Genomic DNA, 15,662 nt, shown 5'->3' on the forward strand with positions numbered 1-15,662 from the left:
CAATCGCTGCTAACTGTCGACGTGAAAGATCCAGCAAAACTGGTAACACAGGAGGGTGTCTCGTCCGCTTCGACGACGCGGCCGACGATGCGGATTTTGACGCTGGGGTGCATTGTTTTGCTGGGAATGAGTTGCGCCCTGGTCGCTTTCTTCCTGACCCGGAACAGCGAGCGTGAGCGTGCCGAGCAGGAATTTGCGTGGCGCACCCGCCGGCATCTCGAAGCACTGCGCGTCAATCTCGAGCGTTCCGAGGAATGTCTCTATACTTTGCGCGACCTCTTTCAGTCGACGGGTGGAGTGAGCTACTCGGAATTCCAGCGCACCGCGCAGGATTTGCGCCGGCGTCATCAAGGCGTGCAGCAGTTGCAATGGGTGCCGCGAATCAAGGCCGAGGATCGGGCAACGTTCGAAGCCTTTGCGCGCTCCACGGTGTCACCGACCTTCGAGATCATCGAGGGAGATGAAGAGCATCATGTGAACGTGCGCGCCGCACCACGAGCGGAGTATGCCCCGGTCATGTATGTCGACCCCAAGAGCGGCAACGAAGCCTCCTTCGGCATTGACAGTTATCGAGGCACCCACCAGCAGACCATCTTCCACGCCCGCGATACCGGCACGATTGCGGCAACACGCCGCATCTTGTTGCGTGGAAAGACCACCGAATACGGGTGGGCGTGTTTTCTGCCGCTCTATGCCAAAGGGCCGGGACCAACCACGACGGAGGCTCGGCGGGAGCGATTGCTGGGTTATATCGTCGGCACCTTTCGGCTGACCGATTGGATCGCCAGTAGCTTTCCCGAGACGAAGAGTTCGGCCGTCGAAGCCATGATCGTCGACGAAACGCCGGGCACGCCGGAGCGTTTTCTGGTGTCTTTCTCCGGAGGTGTGGCGCGCACTCCGCCGCCGAACGGTGAGGCGGCTTTCGCCACTGGATTGAGGAGCGCGGCCAAACTGAGCGTGGGCGGGCGGGATTGGACCGTGCTGTTTCGAGCATCGCCGGCGTGGCTTTCGGCGCAAGCCACTCCGTACTCGTATGCCGCTCCCTTCGTGGTGCTGCTCATCACCGCGCTGGTCGCTTTTCTCGTGCACCACATCCAGCGTCGGGCGGAGGTCGTCGGCCGTCTCGTGGAAGAGCGGACCGCGGCGTTGCATGCGGTCGAGGAGACTTTGCGCGGAGACATTCGCCGGCGCGAGCTCGTCGAAAGCGCACTGCGCAAAAGCGAGGATCGCTATCGCGCTTTCGTTGGACAAAGCACCGAAGGCATCTGGTGCTTCGAGCATGAAACGCCGATCTCCACCCATTTGCCGGCGGAGGAACAGATCGATCTCATGTATCGCAACGCCCGCCTCACGGAATGCAACGACGTCATGGCGCGGATCTATGGGCATGAACGCTCCGACCAGATCATCGGCGCGCCGTTGGATTCGTTCGCGCCGCGCGAAGATCCGCAGAACATCGCCTTTCTGCGGGCCTTCATCGAGAACCGCTATCGAGTGGTCGAGTGGGAAATGCGCGAGGTCGACAAGGACGGAACCCCGCGATTCTTCCTCAGCAACCAGACGGGGATTATCGAGGACGGTTTGTTGAAGCGAGTGTGGGGCACGCGGCGCGAGATCACCGAACGGAAGCGGGAGGCGGAGTTGCAGGCCCAGCAGGCGACGCGATTGCGTCTCGCGGTGTCGGCGGCCAGCCTGGGGACTTGGGATTGGGATCTCGCCACCCAGCGCGTCCTCTGGTCCCCGGAAACCGAGCGGATGTTCGGTCTCGCCCCGGGCACCTTTGACGGCACGCTGCAGACTTACATGAGCTTCCTCTTTCCCGAGGATCGCGAACGCATTGGCATTATCATCCGCCACGCGCTCGAGACTCCCGGCGAAACGGGGACGGATTACGATCTCCACATTCAGCGCCCCGATGGCACGACGCGGTGGTTGGTGGCCCGCGGCGCGGTGCTCCGCGACGTGACCGGCAAGCCGGTGCGCATGCTCGGGACGGTCATGGACGTCACGCACCAGCGTCTCGCCGAGGAAGAGCGCGTCCGCATGGAGCGCAAATTGCAGGAAGGTCAAAAGCTCGAGAGCCTTGGCGTGCTCGCCGGCGGCATCGCACACGATTTCAACAATCTGCTGACCGGCATTCTCGGCAACGCCAGCTTTGCGCGCATGGATATCCCGGCGAATTCGCCGGCGCAGCCGTCGCTCGAGCAGGTGGAGATCGCGGCGCAACGGGCGGCGGAACTTTGCAAACAGATGCTCGCCTATTCGGGCAAGGGCCGGTTCGTCGTTCAGCGACTTGATCTCAGTTCCCTGGTGCGCGAGACGTCGGATCTCCTGCAGGTTTCGATCAGCAAAAACTGTGTGATGAAATTCGCGCTCGCCGAGGACCTGCCGGCAATCAACGCCGACGCCACGCAGATTCGACAGATCATCATGAATCTCGTCATCAACGCCTCCGAGGCGATCGGGGACCGAAGTGGGTCGATCAGCGTGACCACGGGTGTGATGGATGCTGACCGGGCGTATCTCAGCGAAGCGCATCTCTCGCCGAATATTCCCGAGGGAGAATACGCCTTCCTGGAAGTGAGCGACAATGGCACCGGCATGACTCCCGAGACCCGGGCGAAGATTTTCGATCCATTTTTCACCACCAAATTCACCGGTCGCGGTCTTGGCCTCGCCGCGGTCCTGGGCATCGTTCGCGGCCACAGCGGCGCGCTGAAAGTGAATTCGGAAGTGGGGCGGGGGACTATTTTCAAACTGTTGCTGCCCTGCGCGGATGGCCCATCCGAAAACACTTCCGCGCTGCCGTCACCGCTCATTACCTGGCGTGGCTCAGGCACGATGCTCGTGGTGGATGATGAAGACACCGTGCGCGCGACGATGACGCGCATGCTCGAGCGCGTCGGTTTCGACGTGCTCCAGGCGGCCAACGGCCACCAGGCTCTGGAGATCTTCCATCGCGAGGAAGAGAAGATCGTCGGTGTGCTGTTGGACCTCACCATGCCGTTGCTCGATGGCAATGCCACCTTCACCGAGCTGCGGCGATGCGATCCCGATGTGCGGGTGCTCCTCATGAGCGGCTTCAACGAACAGGACGCCGTCCATCGTTTCGCCGGCAAAGGCCTCGCGGGTTTCATCCAGAAGCCGTTCAAGCCCGAGACGCTCTACAGCAAGCTGCAGTCGATTTTCGAGAACGAGCCCAGTCGCGAAAAGGCCGAGCCCCTGGCGTGAGGTTGGAGGCCTTCGGTCTTAATCCCCCGATCCACTTTCTGGATAAAGGTCAGGTTGGAGACCTGATCTTTATCCAGAAGTTGCGATATCCGACCGCGACTGCCTTGCCAGGCCGCTCTCTCCCCGCGGTCATTCTGAGCGGAGTGCCCCGAGGGCCGGGTGGCGGGGCACGCAGTCGAAGAACCCGGTCGAATAACCAGCGAGACGCCTCTGGAGCTGTGTGGTAAACGCAACCGAATAATCGACGAGTATCGCACGTCAGCGGCGGGGTCCTTCGACTGCGCACTCCCCGCTGGCCCACGAGCGCTTCGCTCAGGATGACACCGGGAAAGGACGCTATCCCTTCCCAAAAACAGAATCGCGCAAGATGTGTATAAAGATCAGCCCAAAGAGCGCCGCTACAGCAGTGAGGCGCTGCGCGAGCGGACCCATCGCGCTCGGAGATCGCGATCCACCATCCGTCCGACCGGGAGCGATCGCCATGGGTCGAGAGCCTTGAACGAACGGGCGGCGGTATCTAGTCTGCCGCCACCCCCAGGATGAACCTCTGCACACGATTGTGTCTCGCCATCGTTTTCGCCGGCGGCTGTCTGCGTTTCGCCAGCGACGCAGCCGCCGAGAGTGCGGTTGAGCCGGGTGGCCTGCCGGTGCTGACCACCACTGCCCAGGTGCACGCGCTTTCTGCGAAAGAAGCCCAGCGGGCCTACCCGGTGCGGGTGCGCGGAGTCATCACCTTTTACGACGAGAAGCATTTCGATACCGGTTTCATCCATGATGACACCGGCAGCATTTCGGTGCTGACCACTGGGAAGAAGTTTCGCCTGACGATCGGAGATGTGGTCGAGGTTCGCGGCGTGAGCGACGCCGGCAGTTTTGCGCCGATGATCAAGGTGCTCGAGGCGGATGTCATCGGGCATGGCGAGGTGCCGGCGGTTCGGAAAGTATCGTACGAAGAACTCATTACCGGCCAGGACGACAGCCAGTGGGTGGAACTCTCCGGCATCGTGCGCTCCGTGACGGAAGACAAAAAAGCGCCCCGGCTCATCATCGATATTGCCACGGGCGGAGGTCGGCTGATGACCCGGGTGCGCGACTATGATCCGACCGTGAATTACGAACACCTTGTCGATTCGGCAGTCCGGGTGCGCGGCGTCTGCAGCCAGCTCTTCAATCAAAAGCGGCAGATGTTCAATGTGCGGCTGTTGGTCCCGGGCCTGGAAGACTTGATCGTCGAGGAACCCGCGCCGGTGGATCCCTTTACCGCGCCGCTGCATTCCATTGTGAGCCTGTTGCAATTCGCGCCCACCGGCATCTACGGACGCCGAGTGCGCGTGCAGGGTATTGTCACGTTTCAGCAGCCCGGCCGCGCTATCTTCATTCGCGACGATACGGAATCACTATTTGTGCAGACGCGGCAGGCGGGAACGCTCGAACCGGGAGATCGCGTGGATGTCATCGGCTTTCCCAGCGCCGGTGAATGGAACCCCATTTTGCAGGACGCCACGTTTCGCAAGATCGGCCACACCGCGCCGGTCGCGCCGCTGGTGATCTCCGCCGGGCAGGCCCTGAGCGGCGCTTACGAAGACGCACTGGTGCAGATCGAAGGCACGATCGTGGATCGCGTGCGGCACTTGAATGAGGAAATACTGGTGCTGACTTCCGGAGGGCGGATTTTCGACGCGGTTTTGGACAATCCCACGCGGCCGGATGCGCTGGCCGACTTTCTGCCAGGCAGCAAAGTGCGGGCGAATGGGGTGTGCGTGGTCGAGGTGGGGGAGGAGCGAAGCCCTCGGGCGTTTCGGATGTTGATCCGCTCGCCGCAGGACATTGCGCTTCTCCAACGGCCACCTTGGTGGACGCTGCCGCGCCTGCTGTGGAGCCTCGGCGGAGTCTCGCTGGCCACGCTCGCGGGCTGGATCTGGGTGGCGGCGCTGGGGCGCCGGGTGCGCCGGCAGACGGAAGTCATTCGCCAGAAGATCCAGCGCGAAGGCGCCCTCGAGGAGCGGGCCCGCCTGGCGCGGGAGTTTCACGATACGCTCGAGCAGCAGTTCACTGGCATCCGCCTGCAACTCGAAGCGGTGAAATCCAAATTCGGCGAGGCACCGGCCGAGGCCGAAGAATACCTCGATGTCGCGAGGTCGCTCATGCGCCATAGTCACGACGAAGCCCGGCGCACCGTCTGGGATTTGCGCGCCGACGTGCTCGAACAGCATGACTTATCGACCGCGCTCGAAAAGACGGTTGCCGGAGCAACGAACGGCACACCACGCGCCCGGGTGGCCGTTTCGGGACAACCGCGACGGCTGCCCGGGTGGATGGAAAATCACCTGCTGCGCATCGGCCAGGAAGCGGTGACCAATGCCATCAAACACGCTCGCGCGAGCGAGGTGCACATCGAGCTCGACTATCGGCCCGATGTGTTGCAATTGCGGGTGCGCGATGATGGCTGCGGTTTTGATGCCAACGACACCTCCGCGAGCGATCGGGGCCACTTCGGGCTGCTCGGCATGAAAGAGCGCGCCGAAAAAATCCGCGGCCGGCTTCAGGTCTTATCGACCCTGGCCGCGGGCACCATGATCGAAGTCACCGTGCCGCTCGACACGCTCGATGCCGAACTCTGCTAGCCATTGCCTATGAAGCCGAAGAAGAAAATCAACGTCATGATCGTCGACGATCACTTCGTCATGCGCATCGGATTCAAGACCACGATCAATATGCAACCCGACATGCAGGTCGTGGCCGAGGCGGGCACCGGCAATGAAGCGCTGGATGTTTATCGCCAGCACCAACCCGATGTCGTCTTGATGGACCTGCGCCTGCCCGGCATGAGCGGATTCGAAGCCATCGCCGCATTAACCAAAGAGTTCCCCAGCGCACAGGCCATCGCGATCTCGACCTACGAAGGAGAGGAGGATATCTACCGCGCCCTGCAATTGGGCGCGCGGACCTATCTGCCGAAATCCGTGCTCGAAAAGGAACTCGCCGAGGCGATCCGCGCGATCCACGGCGGTGGAAGCTATGTGCCGCCGCTCGTCGCGGCGCGATTGGCCGAACGCACGCATCATCGGGAACTCAGCGAACGGGAAATCGAAGTGCTCCAGCGAATCGTCAAAGGCCTTTCGAACAAGGAAATCGCCGGACACCTCTTCATTACCGAGGCGACGGTCAAGCTGCACGTCGGCAATATCCTCACCAAGCTCGGGGTGCAGGACCGCACCCAGGCGAGCACCGTGGCGATCCAGCGCGGGATCGTGCATCTCGACTGACGCTTTAGAAGCTCTTCGTCTCCCCGCCGTCGATATCGATCAGCGAACCCTGGAAGAAACGTCCCTGCGGCGAGACGAGATAAGCGACGAGATGGGCGATTTCCTCCGGCTCCCCGAAGCGTGTCACACCCGCGGCGGAGATCATCTCCCGCTCGGCTTCCGCCGTGGCCAATCCGCGTTCCGCGGCGAGCGCCCCCACGCGCTTGATCAGACGTTCTGTCTTGATCCGTCCCGGATTGATGGCGTTGACCTGAATACCGTCGGCCACGCCTTGATCGGCCAGGGCTTTGGTCAGCGAGAGCAAAGCGGCATTGACCGAACCGCCGATGGTGAACTCGGCTCCGGGGGTCCGCCCGCCAATGCCCGCGATACTGACCACCGAGCCCTGACTCGTCTTCAAATGCGGCCACGCCGCTCGAATCAAGCGGACCGCTCCGAAAAATTTCAGCGCGAAGCCATCCTGCCAATCCGCCTCCGACAACTCCTGGAAGAGTCCGCGTTTGGTGGCACCGGCATTATTCACGACCACATCGAGCCGGCCAAACGCATCCACCGCCCGCGCCACCAGCTCCGCCGCCAGGTTCTGTTCCCGCAAATCACCGGCCAGCTCCAGCACCGTCCCTCCGCTCCCGCGAATTTCCTCGGCCACTTTTCCTAAAAGCACCGCATCCCGTGCCGTGATGACCACGCGCATGCCTGCTGCCGCCAACCGCAGCGCAATGGCTTTTCCGATCCCTCGATTGGCCCCGGTGACGATGGCCACTTTGGCCGGCAAATCCGCGGAAGAAGGAGAAGAGGCAGCAGCAGAAGAAGACGGGGAGTCGATCATCATCGCCCTACTCAACACCCCGCGTCATCGACGAGCAAGACCGCCCGACGCGTCGGAGCCCTTTCGGGCGGGAAGAAAATAGCCCGCACGCCAGTGCTGGGATCACTCCCCCCAAAAAACGAAAGTCCCGCGAGAGAGGAAAGAATTGATTTCTTTTGTGTCCTTTGTGCCTTTTTGTGGCCATCCCTGCTTCCGCTTTGAGGTTGAGCCCAGTTCGGCCGCAGCGTGGAGGGATCCTCGTCGAAACTCAGGCGCTGACGGCCGCGAGTCGCGTCGCCCATTCGGCCATGACGAGCGAGTCGCGACCATTGCGCTCGGTGATCTGCCTTACGTGGCTCCGGTCGCGCAGCCAGGCGAGTTGATCGGCGAAGAATGCGCGCAGGAGTTCGCTGTAGCGACGCATCTTTTCATCCGCGAGGCCGGCCTGAAGTTCGATCCGCTGCGAAAAATCCCATGCCCGGTGCCGGCCGTGAGCCGCGCGATCCGCACCACCGTAGGTCTGGAGCACATCCAGCCGCGCTCCGGGAAAGAGCGTCTCCAGGACCCGCGTTTGCTCTTCATTCACGGCCGCACGGATCCGCGCCCGCACCGGCACCCATTCCTCCAGCAGCAAGTCGCCGTGTTCGAACAGCAGGCGAAATTCCTGGCGATCCAGCCGGCCCGGTTGGGTGAAGCCGTGATGAAAATCGATCAGCGGTCCGCTGGCGTAACGCGCCGTGCATTGCACCTGTTCCTCGATCCCCGAGCCCGGCCGCAAGGTGCGTTGCGCGGCGACAATCTGGCCGGCGCCGAGCCAGCCTTCGAAGAGGTCGAAGAAATGCACGCCGTGCTCAATGAAGATTCCGCCACTCTTCGCCGGGTCCCAAAACCAATGATCCGGCCCGAGTCCCTCGTCGCCCGCGGCGTTGTCGAAAGATCCGCGCAGACAACACCCCAGCGCCCGCGACTCGATCAGCCCGCGGACGGCGTGGAAGAGCGGATTGTAGCGTTGCATGAGATTGGTCACGCAGAGCAGACCGCGCGACGCCGCCAGCGTGAGCAGTTCGTCGGCCTCCGCCACCGTGAGCGCCAGGGGCTTTTCGCAAAGCACATGTTTCCCCGCGAGCAACGCCGCGCGCGCTTGCGGAAAATGCAGAAAAGGCGGTGTGGCGATGTAGACCAGATCGACCTCCGGCCGCGTCAGCAGATTTTCCGGCGTTCCAAAATTCGTCGCGCCGAAACGCTGCGCCATGGCCAGGGCGCCGGGATTGCTGGTCCCGCCGATGCCCGCGAGGCGCGTGCCGGGAACCTGCAAAAACTGCTGAACGGCGAAATGACCGAAACCGCCCGCGCCGATGACTCCGATGGAAAGAGGCTGAGAATTCATCAATGGATTGGGAGAGTGATTAGCGAAGCTGGAGCGACGCCTTTGCGCGGGCGAATTTGGCCGCTGGCCAGGGACCGGGAAGGCGACGGGAAAAGGACCTCGCGAGCAGGGGAGATTTCGCGAAGAGGAAAGGAGGCGGGCTTCATAGGCACGGCGGAGCGATTCGAGATCTCGAACGCCTCACGACGGCAGCGACTGGGCTCAGCCGAAGGTTGAGCAGCCCTGAACGAAACACCGCCACCGTCGTGCCGTTCAAACCCACGGTCAAGCAATGAGCATTGCGGACGGAGTCAATCCGGTCGACACTGCACCATGGCAGTGGAAAAAGACCTCGTTCATTCCCGCAGTGACGAAAACTTTCGCAAGGGAGCTTGTCACGCGGCTCAGTGGTTTTTGCAGACGTGCCGGATGCTGGCCGACGAAGGGCGGACGGCGTCCGAAATCGCGGATCGTCTGTCCGCAATGCGCGATGTGCTCGCTGACTGGCGAAGCCAGACCGGCGAAATGCCGGACGGAAATCCGTGGGATTGGAGCTTCAAGGATCTGGCCAGCGTGATCAAGGAGCGGGAGGAGCCGTAGGCCGCAAGCCCGAGGTTCGGAACATGCCTGCTACGCCGCCTGATGAATATTTTCAGCCTCTCACACCTCCAATATCTGGCCCGCAAACTTCCCGATCCAGCCACTGCGACTCAGCGAGTGATTCGACTGCCCCTCGCAGAATGGGATCGTATCGCCGATGCCGATCATCCCGCGGGCGAATTCGAAGATCACAACAATCCCTACGTCGAATTTGAAGTCGTGCAGTGGAAGAATATCAAAGGCATCAGTTCGCCGCGCTGGGTTTTGCGAGGTTTGGTGGCGATGTAAACCGGGCGGGGGCCACCGGCTTCACGGCGAGGGCAAAAGGCCGATCGTGCTTTCCCGTGCGAGTGTCACAGGTATGATTGACCGTCGTTTAAGATGGTCGGGCTGGCTGGGTGGTGGTTCTGATTGGGGGAAAATTGGTCCAGTTGTCGAAAGAGTCCGAGTAGCGACACGTCAAAGGCGGGATTGAGGCCACGTCCCCGTCCTCCCTGCGGTATCCGCCTCCGGCGAGTTTGGAGGGACGCTCTGCGTTACGCAGTCGAACCCGCGGCAAGAGGCCGCTCGCGCTTTCCCGTGTGGGCGTCGTAAGTACGGTCGACCATCGTTAAGATGGTCGGGCTGGCGGGATTCGAACCCGCGGCCTCTTCGTCCCGAACGAAGCGCTCTACCAAGCTGAGCCACAGCCCGTTTACTGAAGGGGCGGCACACTAGGAGCAGGAAACGAGGGGGTCAAGAGAAAGGTTCAGGTCTTTTACACTACAGGTTTTCTCTCTCGTGGGAGGGTGTTGAAGACTCGTCCGTCCCTTCATTTGGCTTTCCATCGCGCCGAGTACTGCTAGACCGCTTTTCGGCGCTCGGTTTTCCATCTTCGGAAAAAGGTTTCGTACGGTGGTTTACGGAGGCCCGTTACTGAAACCGACCTTTGCCCATGACTCTCCCCTTAAATCTTACCGGTGCCTTTTACCCGACCTACAAAGGCCTCAATCCTACCTTCTCCGCAGACACTTTCGCCTGCGCAGAGCAGACCGTGCGCGAGCTACTGGAAACCGCCACCACCTCGGACCACCCCGGCATGCTCTTGGGTAAAGTCCAGAGCGGCAAGACGCGCACCTTCATCAGCACCCTCGCCCTCGCTTTCGATAATGGCTACGACATCGCCATCGTCTTGAGCAAAAACTCCAAGGCGCTCATTGAGCAGACGGCCAAACGCCTCAATAGCGAATTCGCCCATTTCGTTTCTGACGGCGAACTCGAGATCTACGACATCATGCACGCGCCGGAGAGTTTCGGCGCATTCGAGCTGGATTCGAAACTCATTTTCGTCGCGAAAAAACAGTCCGACAACCTGCGGCGCCTCATTGAGCTCTTCTCGGAAAAGTGCCCGGCCATGGCCCAGCGGCGTGTCCTCATCATTGACGACGAAGCCGACAACGCCTCCATCGGCTACAGCAAAAAGGACGGCCTCATCGAGGCAAAAAAGATCGCTACGCAAATCAGCGACCTGCGTTCCGCCATCAGCCAGACTTCCTTTCTTCAGGTCACCGCCACGCCCTACTCGCTCTATCTCCAGCCCAGCGAGATCGAGGTGGAAAACGTCACCACCTTCAAACCGACCCGGCCGAAATTTACCGCTCTTGTCCCTGTACCCTCGGCCTACGTCGGAGGCGATACCTATTTCGGCGAGGCGGCGCGCAGCCAAGAAGATACCTTGGAAAGCCTCCTCCACCACACCCTGGACCACAACGAATTCACCCGGTTGAAAAAGGAAGATCGGCGCTCTTTCAACAAGGAAGATGTCCTCACCACACCGGCGGTCAAAGGTTTCCGGCATGCCATCGTCACCTTCATTGTCGGCGGCTGCATTCAGCGCATCAATGGCGTGCGCGACGGGCAGAAGGAAAAAAAGCTGCGCTACTCTTTCCTCCTGCATTCCGAAGCAGGCCGTGAAGCGCACGATTGGCAGGAGGTGCTCGCCATTACGCTGAAGAAGAAGCTGATCGAAGCCGCGAAGACCGATGCGCCGATTCTGCGCGAACTCATCCAGGTTTCTTACGACGATCTGCGACGCTCCTTGCAACTCGCTGGTTCATCCGTTCCGTCCTTGGAAGAAGTGTTCGACGCCGCACGCAACGCCATCACCGGCGACCACATCTCTATCACGAAGGTGAATTCCGACGACGATGTGGCTGCCATGCTCGACAATTCCGGCCAACTCAGGCTGCGCAGTCCGCTACATATCTTCATCGGCGGCCAGGTCATCGACCGCGGTGTCACCCTGGCCAGCCTCATCGGCTTCTACTACGGGCGCCGGCCCAATAGATACCAGCAGGACACCGTGCTCCAGCACTCCCGTATGTATGGCTATCGCCGTCCTGATCTGGCCGTCACCCGCTTTTATACCTCGCCGGCCATCCGCCACGCCATGTTTCAGATGGAGGAGTTCGATACCTCGCTGCGAGCCGCCATCGAATCTGGGGGAGACCACGGCGTCCAATTCATTCGCAGCGGCGGAAACGGACAGATCGTCCCCTGCAGTCCCAATAAGATCCTCGTTGCCACCACCCAGACTCTGCGCCCCTTCCGCCGCGTCTTGCCCATTGGCTTCCAATCCGGCTACCGCACCGGCGCCAATGGCATCGGCGCGACCATCGAAGCACTGGATGTGAGCCTCTCCGAACTTTGCGGCTTCAATACCGACGAGCCCACACTCGTCCCACTCGAGACCGCGCTGGACTTACTCTCCCGGACCGAGCCCACTCTGCAGTTCGATGAAGACGACGCCCCGCCCTTTGAGTGGGAAGCGGCCCGTGCCATCCTGCGTCACCTGGCAAATCTCCATTCTGATCCCGACCAACGCGGCCAGGTCTGGCTCTGGGCGGCGCGGGATCGCAATTCCGCCCGCATGGCCAGCGAAAGCTCGCACGCCACCTACATCGAGACCCCCGACTCCGAAAAAACCGAAGGCCGGCTGACCCGGACTCACGCCATCGATCATCCCATCCTCTTCCTCCTCCGCCAGGATGGCACCACGGAGAAAGGCTGGCGCGGCACGCCATTTTACTGGCCACTCATCCGCGCGCAGCGAAATACCCCTACGGCAATTTACACTGCGGAAATCATCAGCTAGTCCTCGTCTCATGGCTCGTCCCTCGTTTTCTTCTCCCGATCCTTCCGGCTCCCTTCCCATCGGAGCGGTCGAAGGGCAAATGTTTGCCGAGCAAGATGTCACTGGTCTGCCGCCGGTGAAAAAGTCCGGCCGTGGCGGGAGTGTGCGCGAAGCCAAGACACCCAAGACTGAAGGCACCCCGGTGACCATTCACCAGTACACCGATTCCACGCGGAAGAATCTACCGCCCGCCGGTCTCGCGGTGTCCGACAAAGGCATTGTCGGCGAAAAGCAGCGCTTTGCCTACGACGCTCATCTCACGCCGGTTCTGCGTTTCGACGAAAGCGGCGCGACCGACGAGTTCACCGACGAAGCACAGGCTCTACTAACCAAGGTCCAGAGTGAGCCACTGACCGCGGAAGAGGCCGCCATCCTCGGCGCCGCGCTGCGTTCGGGCCAGCCCTGGTTGGAGTGGGCGGGCAAACGCGAACAGCCGACCTTCGACGTCGATCCCGTTGCCTTGCACATTCACGAGCGGGTCAGCGCCCAGGCCATCCTGGCCGGGGCACGGCGGGAGGACGTGCAGCGCGATCTCTTTGCCGACCCGAAGCTCGATGCCGCCCAGGCCAGTCAATTTTATCGGCACAATGTGGATTGGTCGAACCGGCTCATTCTCGGCGATAGCCTGCAAGTGATGACTTCCCTGTCGCGGCGGGAAGCGCTCGCCGGTCAGGTGCAGATGATCTATCTCGACCCACCCTACGGCATCAAATTCTCCAGCAACTGGCAGAACGAGGTAGGCAAGCGCGATGTGAAGGAAAAGGACGAAGACCTTTCTCGCGAGCCGGAGATGATCCGGGCTTACCGAGATACCTGGACGCTCGGGGTGCACTCGTACCTTACCTACCTTAAACAGCGGCTCTTGCTCGCTCGCGAACTCTTGACCGACACGGGCTCAATCTTCGTGCAGATCTCGGATGAGAATTTGCATCGAGTCCGCGCGGTAATGGACGAGGTTTTTGGGCCGGAGAACTTTATCGGCCAAATTGGTGTCCAGAAAACCGGCGGGCTTTCGGCGGACTTTTTGATTACCACAGTCGACTATCTCCTGTGGTATGCGAAGGAGCGAACGAGAGCTAAATACCGCCAGCTCTACCTTGCTCGTACAGCAGGTGACACTTCGCTAGACCGTTATGACATGGTAGAGGAGCATTCTGGCGTTCTCCGCCGGATTTCGTCGGAGGAGTCAAGAGCAGAAGAAATTCGGGATGGACGACGGCTGCAACTGACGTCGTTAGAGTCCGCAAATCCTACCACGGAATTTGAATGGTTTGATCGCGTTTTTAAACAGCGCTGGAAAACAAATGCAGAGGGTTTAAAGCGATTGGCGCTGTCCGAACGGATTGCTATTGGAGGAGAAAAGATTCGCTATCGCCGTTATGTGGCTGATTTTCCCGTGATTCCGATCACCGACCATTGGGAGTCGCTGCAAATCGGGACGGAGCTCCTATACGTAGTTCAGACCTCTTCCACAATTCTGCAAAGGTGCATGCTAATGTGCACGGACCCTGGCGACCTCGTTGTCGACCCGACGTGTGGAAGCGGAACTACAGCCTTGGTGGCCGAGCAATGGGGGCGGCGTTGGATTACCATCGACAGTTCCCGCGTCGCGCTAGCTATCGCTCGCCAGCGGCTGCTCACAGCCAGTTTTGATACTTACAAAACCCGCGATCCGCAGGCTGGCGTGGACCCGAACCACCCGCTGAATCCTAAGCACGGTTTTCGCTATAGAAGCGTCCCGCATGTTACCCTCAAAAGCATTGCCCAAAACACCAGCCTTGACCCAATCTTCGCCAAACATGAGCCCATTATCGCCCAGCGCCTAGTCGCATTGAATGCTGTGCTTAACGGCGTGAGCGATGCACTTCGAGAGAAACTCGTCGCCAAGCTCATCGAAAAGCTCCGCACTAAAGGCGCGCGCAATGTAACCGATGCCGACCAGCGGCGCTGGTTGCTGCCGGGCACTGATAAGCAACTCATCCAACAGCAGCGCGGAGGCCCCACGGCTACGCAAGCCCGCGATTTGCGTGACGCAATTCCTCCGAAAGCGGAGTGGCGCGAATGGGAAGTGCCTTTCGATATCGACGCGGATTGGCCCACGACGCTGCAAGACGCGCTGACCGCCTATCGCGAGGCCTGGCGCGCTAAGATGAAGGAGGTGAATGACTGCATCTCTGCCAATGCGGAACAAGAGGAGCTAGTCGACCAGCCTGAGCCATTGCGCGGAGTCGTGCGGGTGAGCGGGCCCTTCACCGTGGAGAGCATTCGCCCGCTGGAAGAGTCCATGGTCGGTCCTGAACACGACCCTTCGCCGATTGGCGGGGCGCCGGAGGAACTGGGCTCCGTCTTCGAAGACCCGGCGGAGGAAGGAACGCGGCGTGACGTGACCAATGCGGCCAATCACATCGATCGCATGATCGCTCTTCTGCGCCACGACGGGGTGCGTTTTCCGAACAACAAACACCTCATCTTCGAGCGACTCGATCCCGTGGATGCGGAGTTCATTCACGCCGAAGGCAGCCCGAAAGATCAGCCGGAGCGGCGGGTGGCCGTGGTCATCGGTCCCGAGCATGGCGCCGTCACCGGCTATCAAGTGGAGCGGGCCAAGATCAGTGCTTACCAACGCGGTTACGACGAGGTGATTTTCGCCGGCTTTGCCTTCGACGCTGCTGCGCAGGATCGCATCCAAGAAGCGGAGGCCATCGCCGAGAGCGGCAGCGGCGGTACCCATTTTCACATGGCCCACATCCGGCCCGACGTGCTCATGGGCGACCTCCTCAAAGGCAACCGTGCGGGCAAGAAAGCGGCGACCGCGCAAGCGAGCCAGCAGATCTTCACCGTCTTCGGTCAGCCGCGCACGCATCTCACCGAGAAGCAGGGCGAGTGGACTATGCATATGGAAGGCGTGGATATCTACGACCCGGTGAAGAATAGCCTGGAAGGTACGAAAGCCGACAAGGTGGCCGCGTGGTTCCTGGATACGGATTACGACGGGCGCACCTTTCACATCTGCCAGGCTTTCTTCCCCGACAAGAGCGCCTGGGAGAAGCTGGCGCGCGCCTTGGGCACGAGTGTGGAGGAAAGCGTGTGGCAGACCTTGAGCGGTACACAGAGCCTGCCCTTCAAAGCTGGCGGGCGGCAACGTGTGGCGGTGAAAGTGATCGATCCACGCGGCAACGAGGTCATGAGCGTGCATCGCCTGGAAAGCTCCCACTAAAC

At 61.0% G+C, this 15,662-nt stretch carries 9 protein-coding genes and 1 tRNA gene; 7 read left to right on the forward strand and 3 right to left on the reverse strand.

The genetic code is table 11. The features are described 5' to 3' along the window. The first annotated feature begins 126 nt into the window (after positions 1-126). From CFE428DRAFT_RS33300 to CFE428DRAFT_RS08860, 3 genes are all read left to right on the forward strand, one after another. Positions 127-3,231, forward strand: coding sequence for a CHASE domain-containing protein (locus CFE428DRAFT_RS33300; protein ID WP_049975592.1), 3,105 nt, complete (start codon positions 127-129; stop codon positions 3,229-3,231). Between the two features lie 539 nt (positions 3,232-3,770). Further along, positions 3,771-5,855: a sensor histidine kinase gene (locus tag CFE428DRAFT_RS08855; protein WP_006979171.1), complete on the forward strand. Its 2,085-nt coding sequence runs from the start codon at positions 3,771-3,773 to the stop codon at positions 5,853-5,855. Positions 5,856-5,864: 9 nt separating this feature from the next. After that, positions 5,865-6,497, forward strand: coding sequence for a response regulator (locus CFE428DRAFT_RS08860; protein WP_006979172.1), 633 nt, complete (start codon positions 5,865-5,867; stop codon positions 6,495-6,497). Between the two features lie 4 nt (positions 6,498-6,501). Here CFE428DRAFT_RS08860 and CFE428DRAFT_RS08865 read toward each other — a convergent pair whose 3' ends face one another. Both CFE428DRAFT_RS08865 and CFE428DRAFT_RS08870 read right to left on the reverse strand, forming a co-directional pair. After that, entirely contained in the window at positions 6,502-7,329 is an 828-nt protein-coding gene (locus CFE428DRAFT_RS08865; RefSeq protein ID WP_202797396.1) for an SDR family oxidoreductase, read from the reverse strand. 244 nt (positions 7,330-7,573) lie between these two features. Continuing rightward, positions 7,574-8,692 (reverse strand): Gfo/Idh/MocA family protein, encoded by a 1,119-nt coding sequence (locus CFE428DRAFT_RS08870; protein WP_006979174.1) that lies wholly within the window; start codon positions 8,690-8,692, stop codon positions 7,574-7,576. 312 nt (positions 8,693-9,004) lie between these two features. Here CFE428DRAFT_RS08870 and CFE428DRAFT_RS08875 point away from each other — a divergent pair, with 312 nt between their 5' ends. Both CFE428DRAFT_RS08875 and CFE428DRAFT_RS08880 read left to right on the forward strand, forming a co-directional pair. Continuing rightward, the gene (locus CFE428DRAFT_RS08875; protein WP_006979175.1) at positions 9,005-9,271 is read left to right on the forward strand and encodes a hypothetical protein; all 267 of its coding nucleotides are present in this window, start codon (positions 9,005-9,007) and stop codon (positions 9,269-9,271) included. Positions 9,272-9,313: 42 nt separating this feature from the next. Then, on the forward strand, positions 9,314-9,559 hold the full coding sequence (locus tag CFE428DRAFT_RS08880; RefSeq protein ID WP_006979176.1) for a hypothetical protein: 246 nt from the start codon (positions 9,314-9,316) through the stop codon (positions 9,557-9,559). A gap of 328 nt (positions 9,560-9,887) precedes the next feature. Here the strand turns inward: CFE428DRAFT_RS08880 and CFE428DRAFT_RS08885 are convergent. After that, a tRNA-Pro gene (locus CFE428DRAFT_RS08885) sits at positions 9,888-9,964 on the reverse strand. A gap of 241 nt (positions 9,965-10,205) precedes the next feature. On the opposite strand from CFE428DRAFT_RS08885, the gene CFE428DRAFT_RS08890 reads away from it, so the two are divergent. Beyond that, a complete protein-coding gene (locus CFE428DRAFT_RS08890) occupies positions 10,206-12,404 on the forward strand; it encodes a Z1 domain-containing protein (protein WP_006979177.1) in 2,199 nt (732 codons plus the stop codon). A gap of 10 nt (positions 12,405-12,414) precedes the next feature. Further along, positions 12,415-15,660: a site-specific DNA-methyltransferase gene (locus CFE428DRAFT_RS33305; protein WP_157447465.1), complete on the forward strand. Its 3,246-nt coding sequence runs from the start codon at positions 12,415-12,417 to the stop codon at positions 15,658-15,660. Positions 15,661-15,662 lie beyond the last annotated feature (2 nt).

Origin of the sequence: Chthoniobacter flavus Ellin428 (genome assembly GCF_000173075.1) — a bacterium.
In the GTDB taxonomy this organism is placed as follows: Bacteria; Verrucomicrobiota; Verrucomicrobiia; order Chthoniobacterales; family Chthoniobacteraceae; genus Chthoniobacter; species Chthoniobacter flavus.